The 15,910-nt window shown below is 44.0% G+C and carries 12 protein-coding genes and 1 pseudogene; 9 read left to right on the top strand and 4 right to left on the bottom strand.

Annotation, left to right across the window (positions count from 1 at the left end):
- Positions 1–124: 124 nt before the first annotated feature.
- Positions 125–1,756 (bottom strand): ABC transporter ATP-binding protein, encoded by a 1,632-nt coding sequence (locus FKN08_RS19390; RefSeq protein WP_170892730.1) that lies wholly within the window; start codon positions 1,754–1,756, stop codon positions 125–127.
- A gap of 85 nt (positions 1,757–1,841) precedes the next feature.
- Positions 1,842–2,339 (bottom strand): hypothetical protein, encoded by a 498-nt coding sequence (locus tag FKN08_RS19385; protein ID WP_047009582.1) that lies wholly within the window; start codon positions 2,337–2,339, stop codon positions 1,842–1,844.
- A 187-nt stretch (positions 2,340–2,526) separates the two neighbouring features.
- On the opposite strand from FKN08_RS19385, the gene FKN08_RS19380 reads away from it, so the two are divergent.
- The 3 genes from FKN08_RS19380 (at position 2,527) to FKN08_RS19370 (ending at position 8,168) form a co-directional block, all read left to right on the top strand.
- Positions 2,527–4,887 (top strand): ATP-binding protein, encoded by a 2,361-nt coding sequence (locus tag FKN08_RS19380; protein WP_170892729.1) that lies wholly within the window; start codon positions 2,527–2,529, stop codon positions 4,885–4,887.
- A 294-nt stretch (positions 4,888–5,181) separates the two neighbouring features.
- Complete coding sequence (locus FKN08_RS19375; protein WP_005394881.1) at positions 5,182–6,810, top strand: methyl-accepting chemotaxis protein; 1,629 nt, start codon at positions 5,182–5,184, stop codon at positions 6,808–6,810.
- Between the two features lie 398 nt (positions 6,811–7,208).
- Complete coding sequence (locus FKN08_RS19370) at positions 7,209–8,168, top strand: porin (RefSeq protein WP_048625378.1); 960 nt, start codon at positions 7,209–7,211, stop codon at positions 8,166–8,168.
- Between the two features lie 122 nt (positions 8,169–8,290).
- On the opposite strand, the gene FKN08_RS19365 is transcribed toward FKN08_RS19370, so the two are convergent.
- The gene (locus FKN08_RS19365; protein WP_041853113.1) at positions 8,291–9,028 is read right to left on the bottom strand and encodes a flagellar brake protein; all 738 of its coding nucleotides are present in this window, start codon (positions 9,026–9,028) and stop codon (positions 8,291–8,293) included.
- Between the two features lie 136 nt (positions 9,029–9,164).
- Here FKN08_RS19365 and FKN08_RS19360 point away from each other — a divergent pair, with 136 nt between their 5' ends.
- The gene (locus FKN08_RS19360; RefSeq protein WP_145535690.1) at positions 9,165–9,440 is read left to right on the top strand and encodes a GNAT family N-acetyltransferase; all 276 of its coding nucleotides are present in this window, start codon (positions 9,165–9,167) and stop codon (positions 9,438–9,440) included.
- A 2-nt stretch (positions 9,441–9,442) separates the two neighbouring features.
- Positions 9,443–10,417 carry a phosphotransferase gene (locus tag FKN08_RS19355; RefSeq protein WP_165603439.1) on the top strand — a complete coding sequence of 325 codons (975 nt, stop codon included), beginning with the start codon at positions 9,443–9,445 and terminating at the stop codon, positions 10,415–10,417.
- A 28-nt stretch (positions 10,418–10,445) separates the two neighbouring features.
- Here the strand turns inward: FKN08_RS19355 and FKN08_RS19350 are convergent, their stop codons facing one another.
- Positions 10,446–10,961, bottom strand: a complete 516-nt coding sequence (locus tag FKN08_RS19350) for a GNAT family N-acetyltransferase (RefSeq protein WP_145535689.1) — start codon at positions 10,959–10,961, stop codon at positions 10,446–10,448.
- Between the two features lie 394 nt (positions 10,962–11,355).
- Between FKN08_RS19350 and napG the strand changes: the two genes are divergently transcribed.
- The 4 genes and pseudogenes from napG (at position 11,356) to FKN08_RS19330 (ending at position 15,771) form a co-directional block, all read left to right on the top strand.
- Positions 11,356–12,126 (top strand): ferredoxin-type protein NapG, encoded by a 771-nt coding sequence (gene napG / locus FKN08_RS19345; RefSeq protein ID WP_015313573.1) that lies wholly within the window; start codon positions 11,356–11,358, stop codon positions 12,124–12,126.
- Positions 12,126–12,980 carry a quinol dehydrogenase ferredoxin subunit NapH gene (gene napH, locus FKN08_RS19340; RefSeq protein WP_145535687.1) on the top strand — a complete coding sequence of 285 codons (855 nt, stop codon included), beginning with the start codon at positions 12,126–12,128 and terminating at the stop codon, positions 12,978–12,980. Before napG ends, napH begins: the two co-directional genes overlap by 1 nt.
- A 204-nt stretch (positions 12,981–13,184) precedes the next feature.
- Positions 13,185–13,859 (top strand): annotated as a pseudogene (locus FKN08_RS19335) (MFS transporter); the annotation flags it as partial.
- 682 nt (positions 13,860–14,541) lie between these two features.
- Positions 14,542–15,771, top strand: a complete 1,230-nt coding sequence (locus FKN08_RS19330; RefSeq protein ID WP_170892728.1) for an AAA family ATPase — start codon at positions 14,542–14,544, stop codon at positions 15,769–15,771.
- The last annotated feature ends 139 nt before the right edge of the window (positions 15,772–15,910 follow it).

Genomic DNA, 15,910 nt, shown 5'->3' with positions numbered 1-15,910 from the left:
AATCTGACTCTTGAACCAACCAGTCTCGGCGGCCAAACCGAAAGGCAGCTACGCCATTCTTAAGACAAGATGAAATCATCACCTTTTCTTAATCCTAGTTTATGAATATGAAACTGTGATGAACCTAAGCCGCATTGTGCTGATTTTCACTGTTTTCAAGATCAAATGAGGCATCTATCAGTTTTTTCGTGTAGTCATTTTTAGGGTTTTGGAAAATATTTTCGGCCGTACCTTGTTCCATGACCTCGCCCTTTTGCATGACTAGAACACGGTCAGAGAGTGCTTTAACTACTGATAGATCGTGGCTAATAAACAAGTAGCCAATGTTATGCTTTTTCTGCAAATCTTTCAGGAGATCAATCACAGTCAGTTGAACCGAGCGGTCCAATGCAGAGGTCGGCTCATCAAGCAAAATAAACGAAGGTTCAAGGATCAGTGCTCGCGCGATAGCAATACGCTGACGCTGGCCTCCCGAAAACTCGTGCGGATAACGGTTGATGGACGCGGGATCTAAGCGAACCTCTCGAAGCACGTCGCGTGCTTTCTGCATACGTTCTTTTTTACTCAACATTGGCTGGTGGACAGTTAATCCTTCAGTGATGATCTCGCCGATAGTCATACGAGGAGAAAGCGAACCATAAGGGTCTTGGAACACCATCTGAACGTCTTTTTTCAGCTCAAAACGTTCTTTGTTTGTCAGCAAAGCCATATCTTGGCCTTTGTATTCGATTTTACCTGTGGATGGCAGGAGGCCTATCAGTGCGCGGCCGAGGGTAGACTTGCCTGAACCGGATTCCCCAACAATCCCGAGTGTTTCTCCTTGTTTGAGCTCAAGAGAAATGCCTTTTACGGCTTCGAAGTACTCATTTTTACTGGCAATAAAATGCGACTTTATCAAGAATTTGACTCGTATATCGTCAGCTTTTAACAGTTGTGTAGCACTCTCGCTAATAGGGTCCTTACTGCCTTTTGGAATAGAGTTGATCAGCATACGTGTGTATTCGTGCTTTGGGTCTTCGAAGAGTGTTTGCGTTTCGCCTTCTTCGACGACTTCCCCTTTACACATCACAATGACACGGTCGGCAAAGTGTTTCACGACGCCTAAATCATGAGTAATAAATAGGATTGCCATGCCCATCTGAGCCTGAATTTCTTTAATCAGGTGCAACACTTCTGCTTGAACCGTGACATCCAACGCCGTTGTTGGTTCGTCGGCGATCAAAATATCGGGCTCGTTAATCAGTGCCATTGCAATCATGATGCGTTGCAACTGACCGCCAGAAAACTCGTGCGGATATTTGCTGTACGCTTTCTCTGGCTCTGGCATGTGAACCAGTTCAAACAGCTCTAACACTCTCGCTTTGGCTTTCCGTCTATCCACTGGACGGTGGCACATGATGGCCTCAGCGACTTGGATCCCCACCCGCATGTATGGATTCAATGAGGTCATCGGCTCCTGAAAAATCATACCGATACGATCACCGCGAATGCTTTGCATTTCACGCTCCGTTTTATCCAAGATGGAGCTACCCTCAAACATGATGGATGAGTTCGTATGCAAAATAGCGTTGTCTGGCAATAGTTTCATCAGTGCATTGGTTGATACTGACTTGCCAGACCCAGACTCGCCAACGATGGAAAGCGTCTCGCCTGCTTTTAAATCGAAGCTAACATTCTTTACTGCATCGACGATCCCATCGTTTGTCGTAAAGCTGACCGATAGGTTATTCACCGAAAGAATGGTTTTAGAAGACATCACAGATCCTTGTGGTTGGTAAAGCAAATGAAACACAAGCAATGGACAGCACAAACCTAGCTGGCCTCAATGCTTGGATTCTAGATTAATTATAAAAGTGAGAAGGCGAAGACTTTGCCGAACTCATCGCTTGCAAATGCAAAAACTGCTCATGTGCGCGCGTCACATGGTCTAGCTCAATCATCCATTGAGCATTACGTTGAGCGGAGCAAAATGCCGCCATATGAGCTAACAAGTCTTCACTTTGTTGACCAAGTAAATGACCCACACGCTCAATAAGTTCATGATTCTCTAGTTGCAAGAATTGGAATAGTGCGTACGTTTGATTGAGTGTTGAAAAAGCATCGTGCTGTAATCCGAGTTTGTTGAGAATCTCCGATTGTGCGACGCACGCATCTCTCAGCCCGGTGATGAGACAGACAAACTGACAAGGTTTGGTTTGAGCATTTTCGAGCGCCGAATGAATGTGGTTGGGTAGATTGCTGAGTACATCGTCGTATAAACGATGTGCCTCGGGCCAGTGGCCTTGTTCCATCAATTGCTCTGCTTTCAAGTAGCGCATCCAGCATTGCTCAATATTCATGTCCATCTCCACAAGAGTTGATTTGTTTTGATATTAAATGAAATTGATTATCAATTGCAAGTGCGTGTTGATATCACTTTTATGCTCATAAAATGTCCAATCAAACTAGGGTGGAAGGTAAATCACTTAAAATTAAGCAAATAATCTCTACACTCAAATGACGAAAATAAGAAAAAAGGAAGTGGATATGGCAATACTAAGATTGGAAGCTAAGCAGCTATATTCTGTAGCAGATCTAGAGAATATGCCATGTAAGTCGACCAAGGAGTTACCTCCAATTGATGAGATTGTGGGCCAAGAGCGCGCGCAAAAAGCGGTCGAGTTTGCGATGTCCATCAAAGAGAAAGGGTATAACATCTACGCCATTGGTCAGAATGGGCTAGGTAAACGCACCATGATCCTGCGCTATCTGAATCGTCACCAGCACGATGCAGCAGCCTTGTTTGATTGGTGTTACGTTGCGAACTTTGAAGATACCCGCACACCCAAGGTATTAAAGCTTCCGTGTGGTATCGGGAATAAGTTACGTGTTGATATTGAAGCCTTAATGGGCAAACTACTGAATGCTTTACCCCTAGCGTTCGACAATGAGATGTACTTTAGCCGAGCTGAGCGATTAAAAAATCAATTGGCAGCGAAGCAACAAAACGAGCTGGACCGCATTAGCCGAGAGGCAAAAGAGAAAGGCATTAGCTTGACGCTTACCACACAAGGCGATTATCAGTTTGTCGCCATGAATGGTGACGAGCTTCATACGGAAGAGTCTTTTGATGCACTAAGTAAGAAAGAGCAAGAGCAGTTCAGCGATGCTATTGATGAACTCGAAGTGCGATTACGCTCGATGGTCCGTGAGCTCACGGAGTGGGAAGAGACGTACAGCGATAAAATCAAAAAGCTTAATGATGAAGTGACGCTCGATGTGATTACTCACTTCATCAAAAAACTCAAAGTGGATTACGCGGAATATTCTGAAATCAAAACGTACTTAACTGAGCTGCAAAAAGATATTGTTGAAAACGCAGATATCTTCCTTGACCAAAGTGGTGAGCAAGGCGAAATTGCAACGGCGTCGTTGGATAAAAAATTGCCACGTCGTTATAAAGTGAACGTCTTGGTAAGTCGCAACAGCAGTGACTTTCCTATCGTTGTTGAAGAAAACCCCAATTACCATTCGCTCTTCGGTTCGATTGAGACAGCCACTTTCAAGGGAACCGTGTTTACCGACTTTTCGCTGATTCGTGCGGGGAGTTTGCATAAGGCGAATGGCGGCGTTCTGTTAATAGATGCACAGAAAGTGCTTGAACAGCCTTACGTTTGGGATGGTTTGAAGCGCGCACTGCGTGCTCGTCAATTGAGCTTTACCTCCCTAGAAAAAGAAGTGACATTGACAGGGGCGGTATCACTCGATCCCGAGCCTATCCCGCTCGATATTAAAATCATTCTGTTTGGTGACTACCGAACTTATCAATTGCTGCAGCATTACGATCCAGAGTTCAGTGAGTTGTTCCGAGTGACAGCAGATTTTGAAGATGAGATGAAGCGAACGCCAGAGTCGGAACTGCACTATGCGCGCTTTATTTCTAGCGTCGTGAACGATAACAACATGCTGCACTGTGATAGAAAGTCCATGGGACGGATTATCGAATACAGTTCACGCTTGTCTGGTGATCAAACCAAGCTATCACTCCACTCTGCCAATATTGCGAATTTATTACGTGAGTCAAACTACGTTGCTCGTCAAGCCAACTCCAACATGATCCGTATCGGTCATGTGGAAGAGGCGCTCAAGAACCAAGAAATGCGAGTGAGCCGATTACGCGACAACGTGATGGAAACGTTTGTTAACGGTACAACCTTGATTCGCACTGAAGGGAAGGCTATCGGTCAAGTGAATGCCCTCTCGGTATTAAGCACCAGCGACTACATGTTTGGTGCGCCGAATCGCATCACCGCGACGACGTGTTACGGCGATGGGGATGTTATCGATATCGAACGCAGTGTGGATTTGGGCGGCAGTATTCACTCTAAAGGCGTGATGATTCTATCGGCCTACTTGTCTTCCGTGTTTGGTAAAACGGCGCGAGTACCATTAACCACAACGATTACGTTTGAGCAATCTTATGGTGGTGTCGACGGTGATAGTGCCAGCATGGCAGAGCTATGTGCTGTGGTGTCTGCTTTTTCAAAGCAACCAAACCGACAAGACATTGCGATTACCGGCTCAATGAATCAGTTTGGTGAAGCTCAGCCAATTGGTGGTGTGAACGAAAAAATTGAAGGCTTTTACGATGTGTGTGTGATTAAAGGTCGTCATGAAGGGCAGGGGGTCATTATCCCGCAATCTAATGTTCATAACTTGATGCTCCGTTCCGATATCGTGAAAGCAGTAGAAAAAGGTGAGTTTAATATTTGGGCGATTGATCATGTCACTGAAGCCATCGAGCTGTTCACGGGGAAAGTCGCCGGTGAGCCAACCGATGAAGGTTCTTATCCAATAGATACGATTTTTGGCCTTGCTCAAGCTAAGCTCAATTCGTTGAGAAAATAGCCTAAAACCGTCCTAAATGTGAATCTATCTCATCATAAGTGATCACAATTTATCATAACGACAATATCCCGACACTACTGTCGGGATATTGTCAATAACAGATTGAAAATGGGGACTTTTTGTACTAGACAAAAGTGTGATCGACCTCTAATATTCGCCACTTGTTTATTCGTCTGGGAACTTTCCCGTCGCAAGGAAGCATAGATATTCAAATAACCGAAATGCAGCTTCAGTATTGAGAGTTGCTTGAGTTCGTTTGGATATAGGCATCACGCATACAACTGAGGTCCAGTCATGCAGTTATCACTGAAAAATTTGTCAGTACGAACGCAAATTTTGGTTCCGGTATTATTTACCGCGATTGTTTTGTTTATTGCTTTGTGGATTACTAAAAACAATCTTCAAGCTGAGCAAGATGTTATTGCTTCCAACCAAGAGTCTTTGGTTTTCCATAAAGACACTTTGGCGCGTATTGACGATGAAATTTATCCACTTCGTATTACAGCGGTTTACGCTATCTACGACGCTTCCCGTCGTGAAAATTTTCTTAATGAATTGAAAGAAGGCTTAAAGCAGGTTGAAGCTGATTTAAGTGCGATTGAAGCTCGTAATCTGTTTCGTGAAGATGCGATTAAAGTTCGCCAAGCGATCGAAGCCTATGTTCGATATTCAGAGCGCTCAGTGGCTTTCTTTAACCAGTACGATCAAGGCTTGAAATCGGACAGTGAGTACCGTGCATTCATTAAAGAGTACCGTAATGTTGGCCGAGAAATGGTTCAACAAATCAATACTCTGTCGAAGCATGTGAATGACCAAGCAGAGCAGTCAACCATAAGAAGCCATCAACAGAATGAGCGTGTACAAAACAACGCTATGCTGACAGTTCTTGCGGTATTTGCGTTCTCATTGGTGGGGGCGTGGATCTTATCAGGCATGATTGTTACGCCTATTCAAAAACTTCAAGAAGTGATGCGTCAGTTGGCAATGGGCAACTTATCAGTTCGCGCAGATGTAGATGGTGATAACGAAATTGCGAAGCTGAGCAAAGATGTTAACCAAACAGCAGAACAGCTTTATAACACGGTCGACCAGCTAACTCGTATTAGTGAAGAGGTTGCCTCGGCATCGACTGAGCTTGCCGCAGTAATGACGCAAGCAGAAGCGAATGCTCAGCTAGAGCTAGCTGAGATCGAACAAGTTGCATCGGCTGTTAATGAACTTGCTAGCACGGCAAACAACGTGAGCGATAACGCAACGTCTGCGGATTCGACAGCTCGCGAAGCTGATGGTCTTGCGCAATCAGGTCTGGCTATCTTCCAAGAGAGTGCAGAAGCAAGCGCACAGATGTCTCAGGCATTGAACGATGCAGCGCAAGTCGTACTGCGTTTAAAAGAGCAGTCGGTTCAGATCAACGACGTTATTGAAGTGATTCGCGGTGTCTCTGAGCAGACCAACTTACTCGCATTGAACGCTGCGATTGAAGCAGCGCGTGCTGGTGAGTCTGGTCGTGGTTTTGCGGTTGTTGCGGATGAAGTACGTATGCTCGCGGCACGCACGCAAGACTCGACTCAAGAGATCCAAACGATTATTGAAGAACTTCAAGCGCAGTCTGGGCTTGCGAATGACAGCATGCAAGTCAGCCTTGATATGCTCAGTCGTAACAACGAACTGACGCAACAAGCGAATGAGGCATTGGTTGGTATTACCGAGTCGGTAGCCAACATTAATGATTCAAACACGCAAGTGGCAACCGCAGCCGAAGAGCAGTCTCAAGTCACTCAAGACATCAACCGCAACGTGGTTAACATGTCTGAACTGGTTAACCAGAATGTGGCGGGTATCAGTCAAAGCGCAAGCGCGAGTACTGAGCTTTCATTACTTGCAGAGAAGCAGAAAGAGCAATTGAGCTTCTTTAAGCTTTAATTCGCCATTCGCCTAACAAAATGTATAAATCCCTGAGCTATTGCTTGGGGATTTTTTTGTTTGTGAGAAACTGATTTAAAATCAGGAAGTCTATCCAAAACAGTCATTTAGTGAAAATGTTTTGCGAGCAAAATCACATATAATGAGATTGTTTTTATATTTTTTGCGTCAAATTTTTTTTGACGCGAACGATTTTTTTACCTCAACCGATAACTTGATGGTTGAGAGGTATTCATATCGTCATTTTACTTGGTGTTTTCTTCTATAAGTGCTGTTTATTCAACGCGTTGCGTGAAAAATAACAGCTGCTACTATGCCGCCAGTTTTCTCGTTGGTACAGAAAAGTCCTGTTTTTCTGGTGAGAAAATACATATAAAACAATGATATGGAAAATAACAATGAAATTAAAAACTTTAGCTGTAGCAGTGGCGCTAATGGCATCAGGATCTCAAGTTGTCGCTTCAGAACTATACAACCAAGATGGCACTTCTCTTGAGATGGGCGGCCGCGCTGAAGCGCGTCTTTCTATGATGGATGGTAAGGCAAAAGACCGTACTCGCATCCGTCTTAACTTCCTAGGCAAACAGGAAATCAATGAAAACCTATACGGTGTTGGTTTTTGGGAAGGTGAGTTCGAAACAAAAGAAGAAGGTGCCGTAGATAACAACAGTGATCTTGAAACTCGTTACGCTTACGCAGGCCTAGGCGGTAAATACGGTGAAGTAACTTACGGTAAAAACGACGGTGCATTATTCGTTCTTACTGACTTTACCGATATTATGGCTTACCACGGTAACACTGCAGCACTTAAGCTGCCTGTATCTGACCGTACAGACAACATGCTTTCTTACAAAGGCCAATTCGAGCAACTAGCTGTACGTGCTAGCTACCGCTTTGCTGACCGTACAACAGACGTGAATGGTTTTGCAGATAACAACGAAGATGGCTTCTCTCTATCTGGTATCTACGCATTTGCTAATACTGGTATTGAACTAGGTGCTGGTTATGCAGACCAAAACGATAGTGATGAGTTCATGCTTGCTGCTGCATACTCTGTAGGTGATTTCTACTTCGCTGGTAACTACACAGGCGCAGACGTGGATGTTGCAGGTGAGTCTGCGGATTACAAAGGCTACGAACTAGCTGCATCATACACTATGGGCCAAACTGTATTTACTTCTACGTTCAACAAAGGTGAGCTAGAAGATGCTGATACTGTAGAAAACCTAGCTGTTGATGTTACTTACTACTTCAAGCCTAACTTCCGTGGCTACGCATCATACAACTTCGATCTAATGGATAACGAAGGCGCTGATGAAAAAGATGAGCTAGCGCTAGGTCTACGTTACGACTTCTAAGTCGAAACTGTTATCTAAGATTCTGCCTTATTCTTAGTAAACAAAACCCCTTACTTTACAGTAAGGGGTTTCTTGTTTTCCGGGTATCAAAACTGGTCGCTACTTGGTGCTCGTTATCAAAGCTACCTTTTTAGTGTGAGTTTAGTCCCATCAAATTTTAGGTGACTCAGGAGACTTTTAGCGTTGGTTTTACCAACCTCATCAAACTCCATTCCATAGCGAGCATGGTGTGTCGATTTTTGTAAGTTACAAATACGACCTCGCAATGGCGCGAGCATGTGGCTTTCACCGGGCATGGTTAGGTCCAATGAAACGCGATCACCAACCTGAAGTGGTCGGCTCATTGGTGATGTCACAAAGCGGCACCCACTACGAGATAAATCTCTTATCTCGCATTCAGTTCGATAGGCTTCTAAACAAACGCGCGCCCTCAAATTCACTTCGTAACGTACTTCTTTACGAAGCTGAAAGACCTGCATGGTGTTAGGTAGACTTAGCACTAAAATTGGATACGGGTCGCCGAGTCGGTGCTGCAATTGCGCCCGAAATGGAATGACAGCACCTTCCCCTCGATGAGAGTACGCTTTTACATTGATCCAAAAGCCTTCTTGAAAATAGAATTTCAAGTCCTCATCGGAGATGTTCGGAACCTCTATCAATGCGGTATTATTTGAGTGACAGCCGACAAATGTGCTGGTTGTAATAAACTTGGTACCAACAGGTGTCGTGACGTTTAAACTTACTTCACTGCCATGTTCGACCATTGCCATTGCATCGGTGCTATTTAGTGTACTTGCCTGACGTTCGGGTGCCTTCTTGCTTTGCAGAGGTAGTTTGCCGTCTCTGGCAATAGGGCTCATATTTCTCATTATTATTGTCGTACCTGATTTGAGAAGGTAATGGCGTGAAGTGACAGAGCACTTCCGCATGGTGTTGATTCTATTCAGTGATATAGTTTGATTCAATCAATCCGTAACAAAAATTAGAGAGCAATATATGCATAAAGTAACTCATGAAGTTGAAAACAACACATTTTGGGTTGATTTAGAACAAGGTTATAAAGCCAAGGTGCTTTATCAGCTTGAGAACAATGTCATGCACATCACATCAACCGTAGTTCCTGAAGCATTACGAGGTAAAGGGTACGGAAAAGTGATGATGGAAGCGGTATTGCCAGAAATTGAGGCACTCGGTTATCAAATCAAACCAGTCTGTCCATATGTCATTCATTATATGGAGAAAAACCAAGCGTGGTCACATCTGCTTGCATGATAATGAACGACAACCACCAACGTTACCAAAGCATTGGCCAGGAGCTAAAGCTCGGGAATTATCAATCGGTAGAAGTCATACAATCGCTATGGGGAGGCTATGGTGAGTTAGTCCGAGTTAATTATTCAACTTGTTCGGTGATCATTAAGCATGTAAAACTCCCTAAGCCTTCAGAGCATCCAAGAGGTTGGAATACTGACCGATCTCACCAAAGAAAGCTGCACTCTTATCAGGTGGAAGTGAATTGGTATACGCATTTTTCCAGAGAGGTGAGCACTCGCTGCCGAGTACCACAAGGTCTAAAAACATTCCAATCGGAGAATGAATGGCTCATCGTGATGGAAGATCTCGCCGAGGCGGGCTTTCCAAAAGTCATCACCGATGCAAAGCTAGAACATCTGCGAGCCTGCCTTACTTGGTTGGCGAACTTTCATGCGCGCTACATCGGTGTTCGCTCGGATAAGCTGTGGCATAGCGGCACGTATTGGCACTTGGCAACCAGACCCGATGAGCTTGAGGTGCTGCAAGACACCGAGCTAAAAGATGCCGCTCAATTAATTGATCAAACGCTTTCGCAAGCCAAGTTCAAGACGCTTGTACACGGTGATGCCAAATTGGCGAACTTCTGTTTTGATCGAGAAGAATCAAGCGTTGCTGCGGTCGACTTTCAATACGTCGGACATGGCTGTGCGATGAAAGACGTAGCACTGTTCATGAGCAGCGCCGTCAAGCCAGAACGTTGTGCAGAGATGGAAGTTTGGGTCTTGGATACGTATTTTGCTCAGTTGCAACAGGCGTTAATGGTTTATCAGCCGAATCTTGACCCCAATGAAGTCGAGCGCGAATGGCGTCCTTTGTTTGCGGTTGCGTGGGCTGACTTTCAACGCTTTGTGAAAGGCTGGAGCCCAGATCACTGGAAGATCAACCCTTACACAGAAGCACTGACTAGCAGAGCGCTGACTCACTTACGAAAGTGAGTAGAAGTTTAAAAAGAAAAGCCTCCAATTAGGAGGCTTTGATATACTTTTTACTTGGCCTGATACGTGCCATGTAATAGGTATTGATGAACTCGCCATCTCGGAAGGAGCCATCAATGGCTTCGCCCTCAATTTGAAATCCATGTTTTTTGTACAGCCCAATGGCGGCGTCATTATCGGCGTTGACTTCTATTTGAATTCTTCTCACGTTTAGCCAGTTATCCGCCAGTTCAGTGACCGTTTCAATCAACTTGCTACCAATACCGAGCCCGTGGAAACTATCATGCACTCCGATGCCAAATGATGCTGTGTGCATTGTTCTCGGACGCTGCGAGTGGTGAAAGCCAATGTTACCCATTACTTTACCATCGATTTCAGCGACGTAGCTGTAAACGCCAGCGGGCATATTTGACAATCGTTCTACCCACATTGCGAGCGAAGGTTTTGGGAGTTGCAGGGTTTCACGTTGTGCTTTTGGTTGTGAATAGATTTCTACGAGTGCCGCTGCGTCTTCAACGGTTGTTGGACGTACGATAATTTCCATGCTTCTCTCCTTCGCTTTTTAGTATTAATTTTCAATCTAACCACAGTTCCTTATTTTGGATAGTATTTTTTAAGTTTGAGAGATAAACACCTTTTAAATTAGGTTGTTATAGCGATGTTTTTCTAAATTTTAGTAGTCATTTATCTTTGAATTTAGCGAATAGATTGCAAAGGTGTTGAATTATTGTACTGAAAATGGCGTGCACGGCAGAGTATCGTGGTGAATTTCATGTTGGAGGAAATAAATGGAATTATTCAAACTGTGACGACGGCACTGTACATCAGTTGACTTGAATCAATTGAGAGGGGAGTTACCTCTTATGAGGTATGGGGAAGAGGTACGTTTAGCGCTATTTATGCTTAACTTGATAAAGGAGTTTCGTTGAGGAAATAGCATGAAATCCTCTCAGTCTAAAACATCGCAAAGTCGGCGTCGATTTTTGCGTGATACTGTCCGAACTGCGGCAGGCGTTGGCGCAGCGGCGTGTGTGTTGGGCTTACAATCGCTGCAAAGCCAAGCTCGAGAAACGAAAGGTGTGCCTATTCGCCCACCCGGTGCTTTGCCAGAAGGCGATTTCGAATCAGCCTGTATTCGATGTGGCTTGTGTGTTCAAGCATGCCCTTACGACACATTGAAACTCGCGACATTACTTTCTCCTGTAGCCACTGGTTCACCTTACTTTACTGCGCGCGATATTCCCTGCGAAATGTGTGAAGACATCCCTTGTGTGGTCGCTTGTCCGAGTGGGGCGCTGGATCCGAAGCTAACCGATATTGATGACGCTCGCATGGGGACAGCGGTTCTTATTGACCATGAAACTTGCCTTAACTGGCAAGGGCTACGATGCGACGTTTGTTATCGCGTTTGTCCGCTGATTGATGAAGCCATCACATTAGAGATGGTTCACAACGACCGAACTGGCTATCACGCTAAACTTATCCCTACAGTGAATTCCGAAGTGTGTACCGGATGTGGCAAGTGCGAACAAGCGTGTGTGTTGGATGTCGCTGCTATTAAAGTCGTCCCGACGGATTTGGCGAAAGGCAAAGTGGGCAGTCACTACAATTTTGGTTGGAAAGAGATCGACAAACCACTCGAAAATATCCTCCCTAGTGAGACGCCTGTGCCGGAAGGTGCGCTTGAATCGCTAAAAGGAGGTAAGTAATGGCAAAGAACTTAGCTCAAAATGCTGGCAAAGAAGCGGTTGAAAAGCTTGGCTGGTGGCGCGCGCATCGGTTTCTGGTTTTACGTCGGCTATGTCAGCTCACCATCATTGCGCTGTTTATGGCTGGGCCGACACTGGGAATTCTAACTGGTAACCTCTCATCAAGTATGTTGCTCGATGCAGTGCCGTTAAGTGACCCGTTAATTTTGCTTCAAGCTTTGGCGACAGGGCATGTTCCGGAGTTTAATGCGCTGTTAGGCGTAGTGATTGTCGTGGTGTTTTACGCGATTTTAGCGCCGCGCGCATTTTGTGCGTGGGTGTGCCCGTTAAATATCGTGACAGATTTGGCGGCTTGGCTGCGCAGAAAGCTCAACATTAAAGCGAGCTATCGTTGGTCTCCTACTATTCGTTATTGGCTGATCCCTGTTTTGATGTTGGGTAGTGCGCTATCTGGCGCGATTCTTTGGACATGGTTAGATCCAGTGGCGGCACTGCATCGCGGATTGGTGTTTGGTATGGGCGCAGGTTGGGTGTTGATCGCACTGGTGTTCGTACTGGATTTACTCTTAGTTGAGCATGGGTGGTGTGGGCACTTATGTCCACTGGGTGCTACCTATGGCGTGATAGGCCGAAAAAGCCTGTTGCGCGTTACTGCTGTTCGCCGCGAAGATTGCACCAAATGCATGGATTGCTTTTACGTCTGTCCAGAACCTGAGGTGCTTCGACAACCATTGAAAGAGGGGGATCGTCGAGTTATGGATCAAAACTGCATCAGCTGTGGCCGCTGTTTGGATGTGTGTCCAGAACATGTGTTTGAATTTAAGAATCGTCTAACAGTAAAGAATATCGATTAAGTTACTGAGCCTCATCACTGGCGTTTCTACCTATTTCTCTCGATATTTCAACATCGCGCTTAGCCAAGGAATTGAGTGCGATGTTTATCTTCATAACAATATCCCTATGCCATATCTGCTTGGTTTGGGCTGAAAATAATAATGATATTGCGAATTTGTTACATTTGAAGCTATGATGATGCCTTCATATTTAAAGGAAACATCATGACTACCTCATCGCAAGGCTGGAGAACGCCGCAAAATTTCCTCCTGTTAATTTCCATTATCGTGCCCATTGCTTTTTCTACCTGGATGGCGTTGTTGAACAACTTTGTTATCGAGAAAGCGAACTTTGATGGCGCTGATATCGGTTTACTTCAAAGTGTTAGGGAAGTACCTGGCTTTCTCGCTTTCACCGCGGTATTCGTTTTACTTTTTATCCGTGAACAACGCTTTATGCTCGTCTCTTTGGCGATGCTTACGCTTGGTACGGCATTAACAGGTTATTTTCCCACTTTGTACGGTCTACTTTTTACCACCTTGTTAATGTCCACCGGTTTCCACTACTTTGAAACACTAAAGCAGTCTTTGTCTTTACAATGGCTATCTAAAGAAGAAGCGCCAGAAATGCTGGGTAAGTTTATTTCTGTTGGAGCTTTGGCTTCTCTGTTTACCTACGGCGCCATTTGGGTTTCGCTCGAACAGCTCAAACTTGATTTTAAAACGGTCTATTTAATGGCTGGTGGTTTAGGTTTTGTGCTCATTTTGGTGATGGCATTTGCCTTCCCACAATTTAAGACAAAAGTGCCTCAGAACAAGAAGCTCATCCTACGTAAACGTTACTGGTTATACTATGCGCTTACGTTTATGAGTGGAGCACGCCGTCAGATTTTCACGGTAATCGGTTTATATGAACTAAAAATCATCCCAACTCGGTGGGTGAGTGACTAACTATCCTCCCTGTATGGGCTTTGTACGGAGTTCTCTTGACCACAATTCATTACAAATACTTTTAATTTTGTAAAGTAGATAATCTTGCGACGTCAAATCGGAGAACATCGCACTTAATATCCTTTACAAAAATAATAACAAATAAACTCTATCTAACTTTTTTAACCCAAGGGCTTGGCAAGGCGATGGCCTCACTGCGTGAAACCACCCCCTACAAAAAGTTATTTAGGGGAAGGATGGTAAAGTAAAATTATAAAGCCCCACCTGACGCTCGCACAGTTCGCTACTCGCTAGGCATTTATGATTTATTCTTGACCATCCGTTGTAAATCGCTTTTGGACAGAATGTGCTTGAGTAACCAATCTAAAGACCGTGATTCAGATTATTTTTTGTGAGGCACAATCGTGCAGTGAACAACAAATTCCTGATACAGTTTTAAGCCGGTTTTCGGCATTTAGCGGATACTGCCCCTCATTAGCTTGTTTAATCTCGTCAATTAAGAAGTACTTGCATCTACTTCTGTAGATGAAGAGTTTTATATGCAATATATTGACCTTTCTCCTGTGGTACTCCTGACTTTTTGGATAGTATTGGCAACATACTATTCTCAAAACTAAAAGTCATAGCTCATATGTACATAAGCAGTTTATCAATTGTCAATTACAAGAACTTTCGAAGCGGTACTTTCGCATTTGTTAAGGATTCCGTTAATACAATCATCGGAGAAAACGCAGCTGGTAAAACTAATGTGTTTCAAGCAATGAGATTGGTTTTAGACGAGTCATTACCTTCGAATGTGAAACATCTCCAGAGTGAAGATTTTCATAGAGGCCTTAGACAGCCATTTGGAAACTGGATTGTGATAGCGATAGAGTTCGATGACCTTTCCAATACTGAGGAAGAACAGGTTCTAGCTAACTACGTCATGAACAAAGATGGGAAGCTAGAACCAACGGGAAAAGGCACATATACATTCATATTTCGTCCTAAGTTTCATATTCGACATTCGCTTTTTGAATTAACCAAAGACTTAAAAACACAAGAAGAAAGAGAAGAGGCCTTTGATGGATTTGTCTTAGGACAAAGTATCAATAGAGACACTTATGAGGCTATCGCTTTTGTCAGGACGAACTTAGACTTTACTCAAGAAGATATCTACAAAAAACATATTGGAGATTTTGTCGAGTTTACCTTCCCTGATCCTAACGAAGAAAGCAAAGCTGAAATAGGTAACGATAAGCCTCCTTACTTCTCAATTGTAAGTGAGGTCGCATGTACATATGTCAAAGCATTGAGAAATGTTGTATCGGACTTGAAGTACTATAAGACTAACCCTTTGTATAAGCTGCTCACCCTTACGAGTAAAGAGATAGAAGACGACACAGACGTTGTCAGTGATATTGTTAATGTTAATGAGAAGATATCCGCCATCCCAGAAATAGACGCATTAAGTAAAAGTATCTCTCGTTCGCTGCTCAACACTGTAGGATCAACGTACTCTCCAAAGATTAATGTGTCTTCTCAACTTCCAGAAAATTTTACGGAACTAGTTCAATCGCTGGGTCTTGTCGTTGAAGACTCGCAATACTATACCGGAACCGGAAGAATTGAAGACCTTAGCTTAGGAGGAGCTAACCTTATATACCTAGCTCTAAAACTTTATGAATATGAGGCAATAAGGGACAGTGATGAGCATATAACGCACTTTTTACTTATTGAAGAGCCAGAAGCTCATATACACAATCATATTCAAAAGACCTTGTTTGATAACTTCAACTTCAACAACACACAAGTATTTGTTTCGACTCACTCTACACAGATAAGCTCTGCGTCAAAGATATCTTCGATGAATATTTTGTAAGCGTCTACGAACTGTAGTGGCATAGTGAATTTGGTCACTTAGTTAGAGGTGATATCATCACCTCATAAGTTAACAGGTGACACTATGACAAAACGTACAAGACGACTATTTAGCGCAGAATTTAAGTTAGAAGCAGCGC

It is taken from the genome of Vibrio sp. 1-2 (7-a), from assembly GCF_013048515.1.
Lineage (GTDB): Bacteria > Pseudomonadota > Gammaproteobacteria > Enterobacterales > Vibrionaceae > Vibrio > Vibrio diabolicus.
Note: the sequence above shows the minus strand (reverse complement) of the source record. Positions and strands in the feature narration are given on the sequence as shown.